The sequence below is a fragment of the Clostridium sp. JNZ J1-5 genome, from assembly GCF_053901425.1.
Genome location: NZ_CM132773.1, coordinates 2,956,317 through 2,973,567 on the forward strand (window position 1 = coordinate 2,956,317; position 17,251 = coordinate 2,973,567).

14 protein-coding genes and 1 pseudogene are annotated in these 17,251 nt (G+C 28.4%); 12 read left to right on the forward strand and 3 right to left on the reverse strand.

Annotated features, from left to right (window positions below; all coding sequences use genetic code 11):
- Entirely contained in the window at nt 1–1,407 is a 1,407-nt protein-coding gene (locus ACWW38_RS14250; RefSeq protein ID WP_456258190.1) for a sensor histidine kinase, read from the forward strand.
- A 23-nt stretch (nt 1,408–1,430) separates the two neighbouring features.
- Here ACWW38_RS14250 and ACWW38_RS14255 read toward each other — a convergent pair.
- Nucleotides 1,431–1,577 (reverse strand): annotated as a pseudogene (locus tag ACWW38_RS14255) (DUF362 domain-containing protein); the annotation flags it as partial.
- A gap of 145 nt (nt 1,578–1,722) precedes the next feature.
- Between ACWW38_RS14255 and ACWW38_RS14260 the strand changes: the two are divergent.
- The 11 genes from ACWW38_RS14260 to ACWW38_RS14310 are packed head-to-tail and all read left to right on the forward strand — an operon-like array spanning nt 1,723 to nt 14,194.
- Nucleotides 1,723–2,382, forward strand: a complete 660-nt coding sequence (locus ACWW38_RS14260) for a sugar transferase (protein ID WP_456258191.1) — start codon at nt 1,723–1,725, stop codon at nt 2,380–2,382.
- A 22-nt stretch (nt 2,383–2,404) separates the two neighbouring features.
- Nucleotides 2,405–3,331, forward strand: a complete 927-nt coding sequence (locus tag ACWW38_RS14265; protein WP_456258192.1) for an NAD-dependent epimerase/dehydratase family protein — start codon at nt 2,405–2,407, stop codon at nt 3,329–3,331.
- The gene (locus ACWW38_RS14270; RefSeq protein WP_456258193.1) at nt 3,319–4,428 is read left to right on the forward strand and encodes a glycosyltransferase; all 1,110 of its coding nucleotides are present in this window, start codon (nt 3,319–3,321) and stop codon (nt 4,426–4,428) included. The genes ACWW38_RS14265 and ACWW38_RS14270 overlap by 13 nt, the downstream gene beginning before the upstream one ends.
- Nucleotides 4,429–4,456: 28 nt before the next feature.
- Complete coding sequence (locus ACWW38_RS14275) at nt 4,457–5,278, forward strand: glycosyltransferase (RefSeq protein WP_456258194.1); 822 nt, start codon at nt 4,457–4,459, stop codon at nt 5,276–5,278.
- A gap of 21 nt (nt 5,279–5,299) precedes the next feature.
- A complete protein-coding gene (locus tag ACWW38_RS14280) occupies nt 5,300–6,409 on the forward strand; it encodes a glycosyltransferase (protein ID WP_456258195.1) in 1,110 nt (369 codons plus the stop codon).
- A 10-nt stretch (nt 6,410–6,419) separates the two neighbouring features.
- Entirely contained in the window at nt 6,420–7,643 is a 1,224-nt protein-coding gene (locus tag ACWW38_RS14285) for an O-antigen ligase family protein (protein WP_456258196.1), read from the forward strand.
- Between the two features lie 16 nt (nt 7,644–7,659).
- The gene (locus ACWW38_RS14290; RefSeq protein ID WP_456258197.1) at nt 7,660–8,823 is read left to right on the forward strand and encodes a glycosyltransferase family 4 protein; all 1,164 of its coding nucleotides are present in this window, start codon (nt 7,660–7,662) and stop codon (nt 8,821–8,823) included.
- Nucleotides 8,824–8,867: 44 nt separating this feature from the next.
- Nucleotides 8,868–10,346: an oligosaccharide flippase family protein gene (locus ACWW38_RS14295; protein WP_456258198.1), complete on the forward strand. Its 1,479-nt coding sequence runs from the start codon at nt 8,868–8,870 to the stop codon at nt 10,344–10,346.
- Between the two features lie 16 nt (nt 10,347–10,362).
- On the forward strand, nt 10,363–11,367 hold the full coding sequence (locus ACWW38_RS14300; RefSeq protein ID WP_456258199.1) for a GNAT family N-acetyltransferase: 1,005 nt from the start codon (nt 10,363–10,365) through the stop codon (nt 11,365–11,367).
- A gap of 2 nt (nt 11,368–11,369) precedes the next feature.
- Nucleotides 11,370–12,872 carry a polysaccharide deacetylase family protein gene (locus tag ACWW38_RS14305; RefSeq protein ID WP_456258200.1) on the forward strand — a complete coding sequence of 501 codons (1,503 nt, stop codon included), beginning with the start codon at nt 11,370–11,372 and terminating at the stop codon, nt 12,870–12,872.
- Between the two features lie 44 nt (nt 12,873–12,916).
- Nucleotides 12,917–14,194 (forward strand): polysaccharide biosynthesis tyrosine autokinase, encoded by a 1,278-nt coding sequence (locus ACWW38_RS14310; protein ID WP_456258201.1) that lies wholly within the window; start codon nt 12,917–12,919, stop codon nt 14,192–14,194.
- A gap of 176 nt (nt 14,195–14,370) precedes the next feature.
- Here ACWW38_RS14310 and ACWW38_RS14315 read toward each other — a convergent pair whose 3' ends face one another.
- Both ACWW38_RS14315 and ACWW38_RS14320 read right to left on the reverse strand, forming a co-directional pair.
- Complete coding sequence (locus tag ACWW38_RS14315; RefSeq protein ID WP_456258202.1) at nt 14,371–15,480, reverse strand: DUF362 domain-containing protein; 1,110 nt, start codon at nt 15,478–15,480, stop codon at nt 14,371–14,373.
- A 116-nt stretch (nt 15,481–15,596) separates the two neighbouring features.
- Nucleotides 15,597–17,231, reverse strand: coding sequence for a tetratricopeptide repeat-containing diguanylate cyclase (locus ACWW38_RS14320; RefSeq protein ID WP_456258203.1), 1,635 nt, complete (start codon nt 17,229–17,231; stop codon nt 15,597–15,599).
- Between the last annotated feature and the right edge of the window lie 20 nt (nt 17,232–17,251).

Consider the following 17,251-nt stretch of genomic DNA (forward strand, 5'->3'; position numbering starts at 1 on the left):
ATGAAAAAACTAAAAGAGTATCCTTTATCTTTACAAATATGGGCGATATTTACCTCAGTGATAGTAATTATATTTGTTTTATTATCAGTATACTTCTCTTTTACTATAAGAAGTTTTTTTACCAATGAAATTTATAATACTATTGAAATAGCTCAAAAAAATGTAATTCAAAAAACAATTAATAAGCTTAGCCTGCAGGAAGAAACTAACTTAGAAGAACCAAGTAATGATATAAGGGAAGTAAAACATGTAAAATTAAATTATTATGCAGATGATACAAATCTAATAAAAATACAAAAATTCATATCTAATGATACTGAACGTGAACTTTTCTTAAAAAAATTAAAAAACCAAGTTAAAAATCAAACTACTCTCACTGAAAGATATGCTCAAAGAGTAGGTTCTAAGAGAATACTCTATGTAATTACTATAAATAATAGCACTAAAAAAGGAAATTTCGTTGTATCTTACATGTGGGATACATACAGAAATTCTCTGTCTACAGCTTTGATTAAAAAATTATTTTCGATAATGGCTATTGCATTGATTATGAGCCTTATAGCAGCAAAGTATCTAGCACAAAAGCTTGCAGTACCTTTAAAAGAGTTGGAAACTAAGGTGAAAAGTATAGGTAAAAAGCAATGGCATGAAAGTATAGATATAAATAGGAATGATGAAATAGGGGAACTCTTAAAATCTATTGAAGATATGAGAAAAGAATTGGTAAAGCAAGATGAATATGAACAAACCTTGCTCCAGCAAGCCTCACATGATTTAAAGACACCATTGATGGTAATTAGAAGCTATATACAGGCCGTAGAGGATGGGATTTACCCAAAAGGTAATCTAGAAAATACAATGAAGGTCATTGATTTTGAGGCAGAGAGAATGCAAAAGAGGATTAATAATTTGCTGTATTTAACTAAAATTAGGTATATGTCAAAGCATATCAATAAATTTAAAGAGATCTATATAAAGACTTTAGCAGAAGGAATCGTTCAAGGTTTTATGTATAATGAAAAGAATATTGAATTTCGGGTAGAAATTGATGATATTAAGGTTAATGGTGATGAAGAACAATGGGCTGTTGTTTTTGAAAATCTAATAGATAATGCATTAAGATATGCAAAGAGTATAATTAGAATAAAAGGATATGAAGATGATAAAACTCAACACATTATTATATATAATGATGGTGAAAAAATTCCTCATGATAAACTCAAAGATATATTTGAAGCTTTTGAAAAAGATAAAGGAGGAAACTTTGGTCTTGGACTGGATATTGTAAAAAGAATAGTAAACCTATATAATGGCACAATAAAAGGAAAAAATGAGGATATTGGTGTATCATTTATAATCACTTTACAAAAAGATAAAAAAATATATAGCAACAATGTAAAAACTTAATCCATAAACAATTTAAGGATGAAATTTTTTATGCATTGTTTGCAGGAAGTACATCTCTTTTCTTTTATTCTAGGCTGAGAAGCTGAATGCATTTCAAGTTTTCCACCTCTTGAGCCAGACCCCATACCTAAGTCTTTTAACGCCCCACCAAAACCAGTCATTTCATGACCTCAGGCTGTTGACAAAATATGTTTATCAACAGCCTGAACTCCATGTTTTCATGGAGTTTTTTATTTTTGAAAATATAATGTACTATAAGATGATATAACATAATATAAATGATACATGAAATAAATGCAATAAGGTGTGGTGAAGGTGGATAATAATCAGATCAGTTATTATAATTTAGAGCAAGACGAAGTAACCTTAAAAGATTTAGATATTAAAAATAGGCCTATCTATCAAATTGTAAAAAGAATTTTAGATATTGTATTAAGTTTTATAGGTCTTATTATTTCTGCTCCAATTATATTAATTACTAGTTTTTTTGTTATTGCCGAATCAAAAGGACCACCTATACTAGTCCAAGGAAGATTAGGGAAAGAAGGAAAACCATTTAAGATTTACAAAATTCGATCTATGTATGTAGATGCAGAGATTAACACAGGACCCAAGTGGGCAGAGAAGAATGATGCTAGAGTTACCAGAGTTGGAAGAATAATTAGGAAGACTCATATTGATGAATTGCCACAGTTAGTAAATATATTCCTTGGTGAAATGAGTTTCGTTGGACCAAGACCTGAAAGAAAGTTTTTTTATGAAAAGTACGAGAGTGAATTATTTGAATTTAGCAAACGATTATATGTTAAACCTGGATTAACTGGACTGGCACAAATTAATGGTGGATATGATATAGATGCTGAAGAAAAGCTTAAATATGATTTAAGCTATATTAAAAACCAAAGTTTAGGTTTAGATATATTAATAATATTTAAAACAATAAATGTTGTACTAAAGGGCTATGGTGCAAGGTGAGTAATTAAAGCTGGAGGAGTATATGAAGGTTTTAGTGACAGGAGGGGCAGGTTTTATAGGATCACATATAGTTGATTTATTTCTTGAAAGAGGAAATGAAGTGGTTGTTATAGATAATTTGATTAATGGTAAGAGAAGTAATATAAATAAAGATGGGGTATTTTACCTTTGCAATATTCTTGATTATGATAACATGCTGAAAGTATTTAAAGTGAATAAACCGGAAGTAGTTATACATCATGCTGCACATGTTAGTGTAAGTTCTTCAATAAAGGAACCGCAAATTGATGCATTAAGTAACATATGTGGAACAATAAATGTACTCAAATGTTGTAAAGAAGTTGGAGTTCGTAAGATTATATATGCATCATCAGCTGCAGCTTATGGAGAACTAGAATACTTTCCTGTAAATGAAGAACATCCTACAAACCCAATTTCATTCTACGGTTTATCTAAGCAAACCTGTGAAGAATATATAAAGTTATATGGAAGATATTTTCAACTTAATTATACAATTTTCAGATATGCCAATGTTTATGGAGCAAGGCAGAATTCAAATAGTGATGGAGGAGTAATCTCAATTCTAGTTGATAAATTTATGAATGAAGAGAAAATAACAATATATGGAGATGGTAAACAAACTAGAGATTTTATTTATGTAAAAGATGTAGCATTAGCAAATTATATGGCCCTTAGAGAAGGAGATAATGAAACAATAAATATTTGCAGCAATAAGGAAATTTCAATAATAGATTTATACCAATTAATAATGAGTATAACAAAAAAGGATATAGGTATTAAATATTTAAGTCATAGATCAGGGGATATATATCGCAGTATTATGGATAATAGTAAAGCTGTAAATATACTAAAGTGGTTACCTAAATATAGTTTAAAAGATGGACTCAGCGAGTTAATAAGGGAGACTTATAAAATATGCCAAAAGTAATTATATATATAGTTTCAACTCTTGGATCATCCGGACCAACTAATCAGTTATATAATATATTGTTAAATATTAATAGAAAAGAATTTAAGCCTAAAATTATTACTTTATCAAAGGAACCTAAAAATAGTATATATGAAGATTTTAAGATGCTAAAAATTGATATTCACTCTTTAGGCTTATCAAGACTAGGATTCTGGTTAAAAGGAAAAAGAAAACTAATTAAAATGGTTGAAGAATTAGAACCAGATATTATACACACTAGCGGATACCGTGCAGATAGATTTGCTGTAAAGTATTTAAATAAATTTAAGCATTGTAACACAATTCATAACTTTGCCTATGAAGACTATACTATGGCATACGGTAAAATAGTTGGAAAAATTATGGCTAAAAATCATATTAAAGCCCTATCTAAAATAACTTATCCTATTGCATGTTCATATAGTATTACAAAAAAATTAGATGAATGTTGTAATGTTCATGCTTATAGCATACCAAATGGAGTAGATGAAATCTATTTTTCACCAGCAGATAAATTAGAAAAGACAAGACGTAGAGAAAAGTTAGGATTAAATACTAAAAAGAAAATTTTTATTTTTATTGGAACAATGAGCAATCGTAAAGACCCTTTTACAACAATTAAGTCTTTTCAGAAGGCCAATATTTCCAAATCTGCTATTTTAGTTTTGCTAGGAGATGGTCCCCTTTTAAAAAAGTGTAAAGAATATAATAGTGAAAGTATTATTGTAAAAGGTAAAGTTAACAATGTAAGAGAATTTTTAAAATCCTCAGATGTATTTGTATCTTCGTCTAAATCTGAAGGGCTACCAATGGCGGTATTAGAAGCAATAAATTGTGGATTGCCAATAATTTTATCTGACATAGAATCACATAGAGAAATATTAAGTAAGAATCCCATAATTGGTGATAAGTTTAGAGTTGGGAATATAGATGAGTTAAGAGAACTTTTTAAATATTATACAAAACGTGATTTAGAATATAAATCTAAAGGAGCAAGGATACTAGGAGAAACTTTTTATAGTTCAAAGGTTATGTGTAATGCTTATGAAAAGATGTATACACAAATTCTAAAGTAATGAATAGCAGTTTAATTTGGAGGGAACAATGAGTTTTTCAGTTTTAATGTCAGTCTATTATAAAGAAAAGGCTGAATATTTAAGGCAGGCAATAGAAAGTATTGTCACTCAAAAGAAGATGCCAAGTGAAGTAGTAATTGTAAAAGATGGGGAACTAACTCATGAGTTAAACAAGGTAATTGAGGAATTTGATAAAACATATATAGGGCTATTTAAAATAATAAGCTTAGAAAAAAATATGGGTTTAGGTGAAGCACTAGAGATTGGTGTTACAAAATGCTCTAATGAATTAGTTGCAAGGATGGATTCAGATGATATATGTTTACCAGACAGATTTGAAATTCAAAAAAAATTTATGGAGAATAATAAAGAAATAGATATAGTAGGGTCATGGATTAAAGAATTTTATAATGAACCAGATAATGTTGTATCTATTAGGTATGTTCCTCTTAAACATGATGAAATTATAAGTTATGCAAGAAAAAGAAATCCGTTAAATCACATGTCAGTAATGTTTAGAAAAGAAGCTGTAATGAAAGCAGGCAATTATCAACCATTTCTATGGTATGAGGATTATTATTTATGGGTTAGGATGATAATGGAAAATTCTAAGATAGCTAATATAGATCAGGTACTTGCTTTAGTGAGGACAGATAATAATATGTTTAAGAGAAGAGGAGGCATTGACTATATTAAATCTGAAGTTAAATTTCAAAAACAGTTATTAAAATATGAATTTATCAATAGAAAAGAATTTTTAAGAAATATTATAATTCGAGTGAGCGTTAGGCTGATACCAAATATAATTAGAAAGTTATTCTATCGCAAGTTTTTGAGAAAAAAACCTTGATTAGCTGGGGTGTGGAAGTAAATGAAGAAAATAGTTTATCTTATTAAATCAAGTGGAGAAGTAAGTGATTTAAGTGTTATAAAAAAAGTAATAACCCAAAAGAAGTGTTTTCAAGAATTAGGCTGCAATGTAGAAATCTATTCCTTTGACTTATTTCCAAGTGTAAGTGAAATTCAGGGTATTAAACATGTATCTTTATTCTCTACTAAGAGAAAGGTATCCCCTATATTTAAATACTATTATGAATTAAAATTACTAAAAAAAATGGTACAGATTATGAAGAAGGTTAAGCCTGATGTTATTTACATGAGAGATTATTTTTTTCTATTCAATTTTTATAGAAAAATAAGTAAAATTGCTCCTTTATTTATGGAAGTGCAAACAAATATTTTTGGTGAACTTAAAACAAAAAATTACTGCAAGTATTTGATAGAAGTATTGCTTAAAAGGCGGTATTTTAGAAGCATCAAAGGGATGGTTTGCATTACAAATGAAATATTAAGTATTGAGAGAAAGTATAACAGCAAACCTGCAATGGTCTTGGGAAATGGCATTGAAGATAATCAAATTAAATTAGTAACTAGAGATAACAATGATGAATACATAAATATACTTTTTATTGGTACTCCTAATCAATCTTGGCAGGGTGTGGAAAGGTTAATAGAATCCTATAAAAAAGCTGTAAATAAAGATAAATTTAAAATTCACATAGTTGGATATGAAAGTATGGAGGAAGTTAAGGACGATAATGTTATTTTCTATGGATATATCAAGGATAAAAATGAACTAGAAAAAATATACTCAATTGCGGATGTAGGGATTGGCACTTTGAGCTTATATAAAAAGAAAATGGAAGAGGCAGCACCTCTAAAAGTTAGGAGTTATTTAGCAAAAGGTATTCCTGTAGTTATAGGCTATGAGGATACAGATTTAGGGGAAGAGCTTCCTTTTGTATATAGAATAAAAAATGATTCCAGTATTATAGATTTTGGAGAATTGGAAAAGTTTTTTAAAAGAACAGAGCATTATAGAAAAAATAATTATATAATCCACTATGCAATTAGAAATTTGACATGGAAAAGTAAGATGAAAAAGGTTTTGGAATTTATGGACAGATCAATATATAGATAAGGAATAAAGGATGGTAGAAAAAAATAAATTTACAAAAATAATTAGTTATATGCTTGTAATAATTGTGTTGTTTATTTTCCCTGATAATAAACAAAAACCATTTGATTTATACAATATTTATATAATGTTAGCATTCTATTATATGGTTGTTGTGTGGAACATGAAAAGATTATTTTTCACTAATTTTAATAAAATACTTTCAAGTTATCCAATGTTTATTTTAGTTATAATTTGTATTTTATCTGCTATATGGGCTCAAGATAAAAAACTTACCCTCTTATCTGGATTATTGCTTTTAGGAACCACTTTATATGGGATATGCTTATCAGAGAGATTTTCCTTAGAGGAGATACTGGATATATTTGTTTACTATTTTCTAATCTCTGCTGTTATAAGTTTAGTTGCAGCTGTTTTTATTCCTAGTATGGGAACCTTTTACGATACAAGCGAGGGAAAAATGGCTTGGATAGGAATTTATAATAGTAGAAATAGCTTGAGTTTAAATATGTCTTTTGGAGTTTTATGTGCGTATTTTAATCTTCACAATAAAGATAAAAAGAAGCTATTAAATAGTGTTACTGCTCTAATATTATGTTGTATTAATTTAGTATTTAGTAGAGCGAGGACTGGGGTAATTGTTTTACTAATTGTTTTTATTATTATTAAAATATGGGAAAAGAGAAATAAATATAAGGGATTTTTATCTATTATTTTCAGTATTATAGGAATTCTTGCTATATTCAATAAAAGCATATTAATAAATAAAATCAGTGCTTTTATTGGAAGAGACTTAAGTTTTTCAGGAAGAACATCTATATGGGAGTATTGTATTGAGGCTGTTAAAATAAGACCACTACTAGGCTATGGGTATAATTCATTTTGGATAGATAAGTGGGATAGTCAAGCAAATTTCATAAGGTTTCAGCTTAATTTTAAGGAATTGATGTCTGCTCATAACGGGTATATTGGAATAATGCTTGATATAGGTATAATAGGACTTGCTATTTATTTAGTAACTATTTTTTATTGTCTTTATAGAGCTTTAAAGAAATTTAAAACAAGTGATAATATGATAGAGATAATGCCTGTTGTGTCAGTAGTATTTATATTATTTTATAATTTTAGTGAGCAAATGCTTCTAAAACCCTGTTCTATATTCTGGCTAATTCAAGTTATAGCCTATGCAAAGACTATGGAGAAAGATGAAAAAAAGAATGCAATACTTAATAATTAGTTTTAGGGGTGATGCTATGAAGGTTTGTATGATAGCTACCACACATGATGTATTAGATGATAGGATGTATTGGAAAGAAGCAATTTCTCTAAAAAATCATGGATTCGAAGTAATATGTATTATTGCCTCTGACATAGATGAAGAGAGTATTACAGAGGAAGGTATTAGATACATTAAAATAAAAAGAAAAATAGGAAAAAATAAACTAGAAAAGATTATGTTCTATTATAGTAATTGTTTAGATTTATTTCATAAGGCTAAAGAAATAAGAGCCTCGGTATATCATATCCATGATTTATATTTAAACCTTATAGGAAGAAAGCTAAAAAAGCTCTCTCACAGACCTAAGGTTGTATATGATGTATATGAATATTTCCCAGATATGATTAGAGACTATATAGCTACGAAGGGAATCAAAACTGTTATTAAACATATTTATGCAAGATTAATAGATAAGTGGGAAATTCATTGTAGTAGATATTATGATTTAATTATAACGGCAGACAGCAGTATTGCTAGTAGGTTTAGAGAGAAGTTAAAGACCAAACAAATTGAGGAGATATATAATTATACAGATTTGTTTGATAATATATCCCCTATATCCTTTGAAGAAAGAATTTACGATATTGTATATTGCGGATCAATCACAAGAGTTAGGGGGATTTTAAATCTTTTAGAAGTGATGGGGATTGGAAAGAGTGAAAAAATAGATCTTAAGCTTTTACTTATAGGGCCTTTTAATGAAGCAGGATTAAAAGAAGAGGTTGGAAGGTATATAAAAGAAAATGATTTAGAAAAGAATGTGACTCTGTTAGGGGAGGTGCCTCACAAGTTAGTTGGGAGCTACCTTAGACAATGTAGAATAGGAGTAGTTCCACTGCTTCCTATACCTAAGTTCTATAAAAACATTCCAACTAAACAATTTGAATACATGATGTTTGGATTGCCTGTAGTAGGAAGTAACCTGCCACCAATAAGGAAATATGTAGAGGAAAGTAGGTGTGGAGAACTTGTAGACCCTAGAATTCCTAAAGAGATTTGGAGGGCCCTTGTTAAGATGCTTAACAATAGGCAGCTTTATCAATACTATAGTATAAATGGCTCTAAAGCAGCAAAGGAAGAGTATAATTGGAGCATTATGGAGAAAAAGCTAATTAACATATACGAGACTTTAAAATAGAGTGGTTTCAATAGGTAAGGCCATATATTTATCATGGAGGGGATATGCTTATTAAAGGTTTCAAAGAATATAAAGTGTATAAAGATATGTTATGGTACTTAATTGGTACAATTATTCCAATTATTATTACTTTTATAAGAACTCCTATATTCACTAGATATTTTACCCCGGAAGAGTATGGGAGTATTGGATTAATTAATATTACCTTTGGGTATATTTTGATTCTTGTTTTTGCTTGGATTAGCAACTGTCTTTGGAGATTTTATTACAAGTATAAGAATAAGGATAAGGATAAGCTTAATGAGCTATATTCAAATATTCTTTTTATGTATATTATAGCAAGTGTTTTTACCGTAGTAATATGTTTCATTTGGGCAGGGCTTTTTAGTGATTCAGATAATATAAACCTTATTATATTAAGTCTTATACAAACCTTATTAACTCAATGTATTGCTCTATATATGATTATTGTAAGATTACAAGGTAAAGCTGCTCTATATAATCTGTCCAATGTTTCATTGAATATAGGTAGTTTTATAATTTTAATACTTTTAACCTTTAGAATGGGGCATAGGATTGAAGCAACAATTGAAAGTAACATTATTGTTAATATAATTTTATTTGCTCTAATAATTTTTAGGCATAGAAAAATGACTAATATATCCTATAAATTTATCCAATTTAGTAGTGTTAAAAAATTTTTCAAGTACGGTCTAACAATATCCTTAGGAGACTTAAGCTTATTACTACTAACTTCAAGTGACAGGTATATAATTAAAATTTTTGATTCTATTGAAGCAGTAGGAATATACAATCAGATATACAATTTAGCACAAATGAGTATAGCTACTCTTATAGCAGTTTTTTTTAATGCAGTAAATCCAATCTTATTTAGGGAATTAGAAAATAATCTTGATAACTATGATAAGACTATGAATAGGTATATAACCATTTTTATTCTAATGATAGTGCCAATAACAATGTACTTTTCCATTTTTTCAAAGCAAATAGCAGCTATACTATTAGGAGAAAGCTTTAGAGTTGGTTATAGAATGATGCCATTTATTATGATTACTTCATTAATATATGGTATGGCTTTATTTATTGAGAACAAATTGAATTTTTCTAATAGAATGATGATTACTGTAAAAGGATTTGTACTTGCTTCAATACTTAACATTTCATTAAATCTTATTTTTATTCCACTATTCAACTATGAAGTGGCAGCAATTACAACTTTAATAGCATATATTTTTCTATATTTATTCTACTATTTTTATGATTCAAATAGATATTTTAATAGTGTAAAAAATATTAAGGTTTTATTTAAACCTATGGCAGTCTTGTGTATGCAAGCTATTTTGGATTTTACAATTAGATATGTATGCAAAATAGAAATTGGCATTAAGGCAACAATTTTGGAAGGAGCAATATTTCTTACTATATACTTATACTTTTTACAAAAGCAAAAGTTCACCGATTCTGAAATAAATTTTAAAGTGATATTAAAATCAAAAAAGTAATGTAAGAGGGGGAGCTATGACAAATAAGAATAAGTATAAAGAGCTATGTATCAAAGAAAAATCTATACCAATTTTTTCACAATATTGGTGGATGGATGCTGTAGCAGGAGAAAAAAATTGGGATGTAATACTTGTGGAAAACAATGAGGAAATTATTGGGGCTTTACCCTATTACTTTAAGGAGAGAAAAGAGTATATTTTTATAGATCAACCAAAGCTTACACATAAAAATGGTATTTGGATTAAATATCCAGTGAATCAGAAGTATAGCACAAGACTTAAGTATGAAAAAAAGGTGATTAGAGAAATAGTTTGCAAATTAGAGGGTTTAAATATAGGAGCATACAACCAAAATTTTGATTACTCCTTTACTAATTGGCTACCTTTTTATTGGAATTCTTTTAAAGCAACTACTAGATATACTTATGTTTTAGAAAATCTGCAAGACCTTCAGCAAATATATGTTAATTTTGATTCTAGAGTGAGGCAAAATATTAAGAAAGCTTCTAAGTTAGTCCAAGTTAAAGAAGATTTGGACATAAAAAGATTTTATGATATTAATAAAAAAACCTTTGAAAGACAAAACATTAAGGTTCCTTATTCACTAGACTTTGTTGAAAGACTTGATAATGCCTGTGCTGAACATAACTGTCGAAAAATTTTTTATGCAGAGACAAATTCAGGAGAGATTTGTGCAGCACATTATATTGTTTGGGATGAAAATTCAGCTTACAGCTTAATGGCTGGAGAGGATGAAAAATTTCGTAATAATCAAGCAGATACATTGCTAGTTTGGGATTCAATTAAATTCTGTGAAAACAAAACAAAAAAGTTTGATTTTGAAGGAAGTATGATAGAAAACGTAGAAAAATTTATTGTGAATTTTGGAGCTACTCAAAAGCCATATTTTAATATTAGCAAGGATTATCATAAAAGGAGCACTGTGAATATTATTTTAAGAACTATATATAAAAACAATCCTAAATTGCAAAAACTTATTAAAAAGTTTAGGGGAGTGTAGAGTTGATATATATATATATTGAGAATAAGAAATTCACAAAACAAATATCTTATGTATTTGATACAATTTTTCAAATTTTAGGCATTGACACTGTATATATGGAAGAAATTCATTATTCTCTATTAACAAATAAGGATATTTTACTATTGTATATTGATACAGAGTGTGTTCATACAAAGTATAAGGATTTAGATGTTAATAAAATTTTTATATTAAATTCAGGAGAATTATTTAGTGATTCATATTTATTAGATAGCTCTCTTCCAAAAGATATTAGAAAATTTAATTTAGTACTTCCTATAAAAGATGTAAATGATGTAGTTTCTTTATATCATGGGAGTGCTGAGTTATATATAAATAAGGAAAATTTACAGAATAACATAGTAATTTCCACAAACATTGATATAATTTCGGATACTTTTTTCATGTTAACAAGGTATGAGGAATTTATAAACAAAAGGGATGATTACAAAGAAAGGTACGGAAGATTTTCGGTAGAAGATTCTATATGCTATAGATATGGGTTGATACAAAGGCCTATAGTAAATGAATATATAGAACTTATATGGGGCTTAATTCAGGAGGCTAATTTTAAGGGACATAGAAAAAAGTGGTGGGGAAATAATGAGTTTGCGGCATGTTTAACTCATGATGTTGATGAAGTGAAAATGTATACAAATATTTTTAAGGTCACTAAGCATATGCTAGCCTTATTTATAAAATATAAAGATCCTAAAAGAGCATTATCATTTATAAAAAAATATGCTAAAGTTTTAAAGGATTATAAACAAGATCCTTTCTGGACCTTTGAATATTTAATTAATACTGAGATAAAATACGATTTTCGATCATCCTTCTATTTTATGAGTGGGGGAACCTCAAAATATGATGGAAAATATAATATAGATGATAAAAGATTAGTTAAAATATTGTATAAGCTTTATAAACTAGGATTTGAAGCAGGATATCATGGTAGTTTCTATAGTTATGACAATTTAGTAAAAATGAAAGAAGAGATTAAATCCCTTGAGAAAAATATACAAAATCAAAGATATGGTTGCAGGCAGCATTTTTTAAGATTTAAAATTCCAAGTACATGGGAAGTACAAGAAAAGAGCGGACTTCTTTACGATACCACCTTAGGCTATGCTGAAGTTGAAGGCTTTAGAAGTGGAATTTGTTTTCCTTATAAACCATTTGATTTAATTGAAAACAGAGTATTAAATATTTGGGAAATCCCATTAATAGTAATGGATGTAACCTTGAAAGATGAAAAATATAGGCATCTTAATTATAAAGAGAGTGCTGATGCTATTATAAATATGATAAATACAGTAAAAAAATATAATGGAGTATTTACATTACTATGGCATAATACATCCTTTACTGATGAATGGAAGGACTGGACTCAGATATATGAAGATACAATTAAATATCTTTATGAGTCAAATGCCCTTGGGGTTTCAGGTAGAGAAGTAATCAATATATTAAACGAAGAGATTTGAAAAGCTTATTAAAAATAAAAATATGAGGGAAATATGGGGGAAATATGGGGGAGAAAAATGATATTAAGTTAAAGAATTTTTTCGAAATTTTAAAAAAAAGAAAGTTAGTTTTTATTTCTATTACTATAATTCCTTGTATCTTATCTATTCTATTAAGTTTCTTTTTCATTAAGCCTACTTTTGAAGTGAAAGTAAGTATGATTGTAGGAAAAGGTGGAAATGAGGCTGAACAAGCATACAATTATAATGATATTATTATGTATCAAAGCCTAATTAAAACTTATACTGAAATTGCAAGATCCTGGGCTGTTGCTGAGAAAACCAAAAATAAATTATATAGCAGCATAAGTGCAGAAGAAGTTATTAGATCCACTAATATTGTTGCCCAAAATGATACTCAAGTTTTAATGCTAAAAATACAAGGGGATTCCCCGGAGGGTACTTTGAAATTAGCAAACGCCTATGGGGGTTCTTTTATAGAACAATGTCAGAGTATTTTCCCAAATGGAAATATTAAGATGTTAGATGAAGCTAAACTTCCACAAGAGCCAATAAGTCCAAATAAAAAGTTGATTATTCTTGAAGTGAATGCTATAGGATTCATGGTAGCCCTTCTAATTATTCTTTATTTAGAATATAGTGATTCATCTTTAAAAAGTGAATTTGAAATAAGAAGAAACCTTAAATTAAACATAATTGGAAGAATTCCAATATTTAAAGGGAAAAAAATCTACTATACCCCATTTAGGAGCTTAGAGAATAGTATAAGATTTTCAAATTTAAGCGACAAAAATAAAATCATTACAATAACAAGCCCAGGTTCTAAAGAAGGTAAGAGTTTAATTGCAATTAAGTTAGCAGAAGTTATGGCTAAAAGTGGTAGTAAAGTTGCATTAATAGATTTTGCACTGAGAAACCCTAATGTGAGTAAAACTTATAGTCTAAATAATCAAAAAGGTGTAGTTGATATATTTAATGAAAAAGTAAAGTATGAAGACATTATGTATTGCAGTGAAATAGAAGGATTGGAAATATCACCAATAGGTAATATAAATAATAATTCTTTCTATATTTCAGACTGTTCAACTACAATCAACTTTTTTAATTGGTTAAAAGAAAAATATGATTATGTCATTATAGATACATCTGCCATTTTAGGGGAGAGTGAAACAGAGATAATAGCAAAATACTCTGATGGATGTATTCTGGTAATTACTTTAAATAAGACAGATAATGAAAAAGCTTTACTAGCGAAGGATACATTAGAAAGATTAAATGCAAATATAATAGGTTTAGTAATAAATAGATGTAGTAATAAATAGGTAAAGCAAGTCAACCATTGGGGTTTCTCAAGTGCCTCTCATGAGGGCAAAAAAGGGAGCTGTGGCATTAAGAAATTTACATACAGTATACTGTTTTGCAAGTTTAAAGTTAAAACAATATATTGTAGTATTTATTCTTAGTGCCACAGCTACTTTTAAATTAAGAGAATTTTATCTTATACTCTTACTAAGTCATAGTCTAAAGTACCAAAACCCATATCTTCACCATGCTTTAATCCGGTCTCCCAATTTGTATTTGAATGAACATGATTAAATTTATCCTCTCCATCATGATAATGCTTGTCTGAAAGTATGGAGCCATTAATAATTGGAGCTTTATTTACTAAATCAACACTAGCCTTATCAAGGGCAATAGGATCAAAGGATGCAGCTATTCCTATATCAGGTACAATAGGTAGATCATTTGAGTTGAAGCAATCACAGTCAGGTGAAACATTCATAATAAAATTAATATGGAAATTTGCTTTATCCTTTATAACAGCATAAGCATATTCAGCTATTTTTTCATTGGCGGTATCAGCTGACTCATTCCATACAACTTGAGCTGCATTGAATTGGCATACTGCAACACATTGACCGCAGCCTATACATTTAGCGTAGTCTATATATGCTACCTTGTTTTCATTTAAACTTATAGCATCCTGAGAACAATTTTTTATACATTGTTTACAGGAAGTACATCTCTTTTCTTTTATTCTAGGCTGAGAAGCTGAATGCATTTCAAGTTTTCCACCTCTTGAGCCAGACCCCATACCTAAGTTTTTTAACGCCCCACCAAAACCAGTCATTTCATGACCTTTAAAGTGATTCATTGAGATTATAATATCAGCATCAGCTATAGCAGAACCTATTTTAGCTGTTTTACAGTGTTTGCTATTAATTTCAATTTCTCTATACTCAGTGCCCTTAAGACCATCTGCAATAATTACATTGCAGCCTACTGTTAATGGATTAAAACCATTTTCAAAAGCAGCAGTTAAATGGTCAATAGCATTAGATCTTCTGCCAGTATACAAGGTGTTAGAGTCTGTTAAAAATGGTATACCACCTAAGTCTTTTATAATTTTTACTACTTGTGCAGCGTAATTTGGTCTTATGTAAGCCAAATTTCCTGGTTCTCCAAAGTGAATTTTTATTGCTACAAATTTATTTTTAAAGTCGATATTTTCTATACCAGCCATTTTTACTAACTTTTCTAGTTTATCTAATAAATTTAAACCAGGTTTAGTTCTTAGATCTGTAAAATAAACTTTTGACTTTTCCATAAGTTTCCCCCTAGATAAAATAATTGTATATTACTACTATTTTAATTTATTTCATTTATTATGTCTATATGACTGTTGCAATGTAGAGTCTGTTAAAAATGGTATATTAATATATGTTAGCATGTTACTAAATATACTTTATTTCTTCCACTGTTTTTTACACGATAAAGCTCTGAATCGGCTAAGTTTATAAGTTCATTAAAAGATTTAGATAATGGAAGGGAGGTATATATACCTCCTATACTAACAGTAACAACTTTACAATCTACGTTTTCATTATATTTTATATTTAAATTTTCAACTTTTCTTCTTATATCTTCACCAAGCAGGTATGCATCATTAAAATCTTCAACAATTGAAATGTATATAAATTCCTCTCCGCCATATCTAGCAAATAAGCTATTATTTCTTTTAATCTTACTTATGCAGTTACAAATATCTATTATACATCTATCTCCTTTTAAATGACCCCAATAATCATTGAATTTTTTAAAAAAATCAATATCAATCATAAAAATAGCTGCATATGCATTAGCTTTTTCGTGATTAATTAAAATGGTGTCTATTTTTTCATTTAAGCCCCTTCTATTATAAATACCTGTTAATTCGTCGATCATTGATTCTTTTTTTAGTTGTTCATTTATTTTTTTTAGATTATTAACCTTTTTAAATGAATCTTCTATTTCGTGTTCTAAAGAGTTTTTTATGCTCTTCAAATTTTCAATTTCATTTTTTTCTTGATTATACTCAAATTCTAATTTTTTAATTTCTAGGCTTTTAGCTATGTTAGAAGCTTCCATTTCTTGATATTTGTAATGATACTTTTTGAAAAATTCTAATGCTAATTTATAGTTATTTTCACTAGCATAATAATCAGATAAGTATTTATAGGACATGCTTATTTTTATATTTGAATTTATTTCTTCTGAATATTTTAAAGCTAAATTGAAATATTCTACGGAACTTCTAGAAGTTGCAGCTTCAAGTATTCCAATATTAATCAAAACGTCTATTATATAATATTTATTTTTAACATTGTTAAGCTTTTTTAAAGCTTCAAAATAATGCTCTCTTGCTATATTTATATGTCCTTGTTTAAAGAGAAGCTTTCCAATTTCGCTTTCTATTTCACCAAGTATTATAAAATCTTTTGAATTTGCTAATATTTTTTTACTTTTATATAGAAGATCCAGAGCTTCAGTATACTTCTCTGTACTGTTATATACTTTACCCATGTTTAGCATAACGGCAGCTTTGTTTTGTTCAAATCTATGTATAGTTGAAATTTTTAAAGCCTCATTATAACTTTTTATTGCATTTTCATTATCCCCAGCTTCTCTATATATTTCTCCCATATTGGTAATCACGCAAGATTTTAAAAAATGGTAATTTGTATTTTTGAGAATATTTAAGCATTTAAACATATGCTCAATAGCTTGGTTGTATTTACCCAAATAATAATAAATTATACCTATTATGTTATGAGCCCTAATGATACCTTCGATATCGCCAATTTTAATAAAAATATTAATGGCGTCAAACGAATATTTTAAAGCATTGACATAGTCAGAAATAACTCTACAGGCATAGGCCATATGAATGAGAGCATATCCTTCTTCCTTTTCTAGATTATTTTCCTTTGCCATCTTTAGTGCGTTTTTACTTAATTCAATTGATTTCTGTGGATTTTCAGTAGATATTTTTTTTGACTGATCAAGTAGGAAAAATATATTTTTAGATGTTCTTATCATATTTTTCACCTCTACAAAAT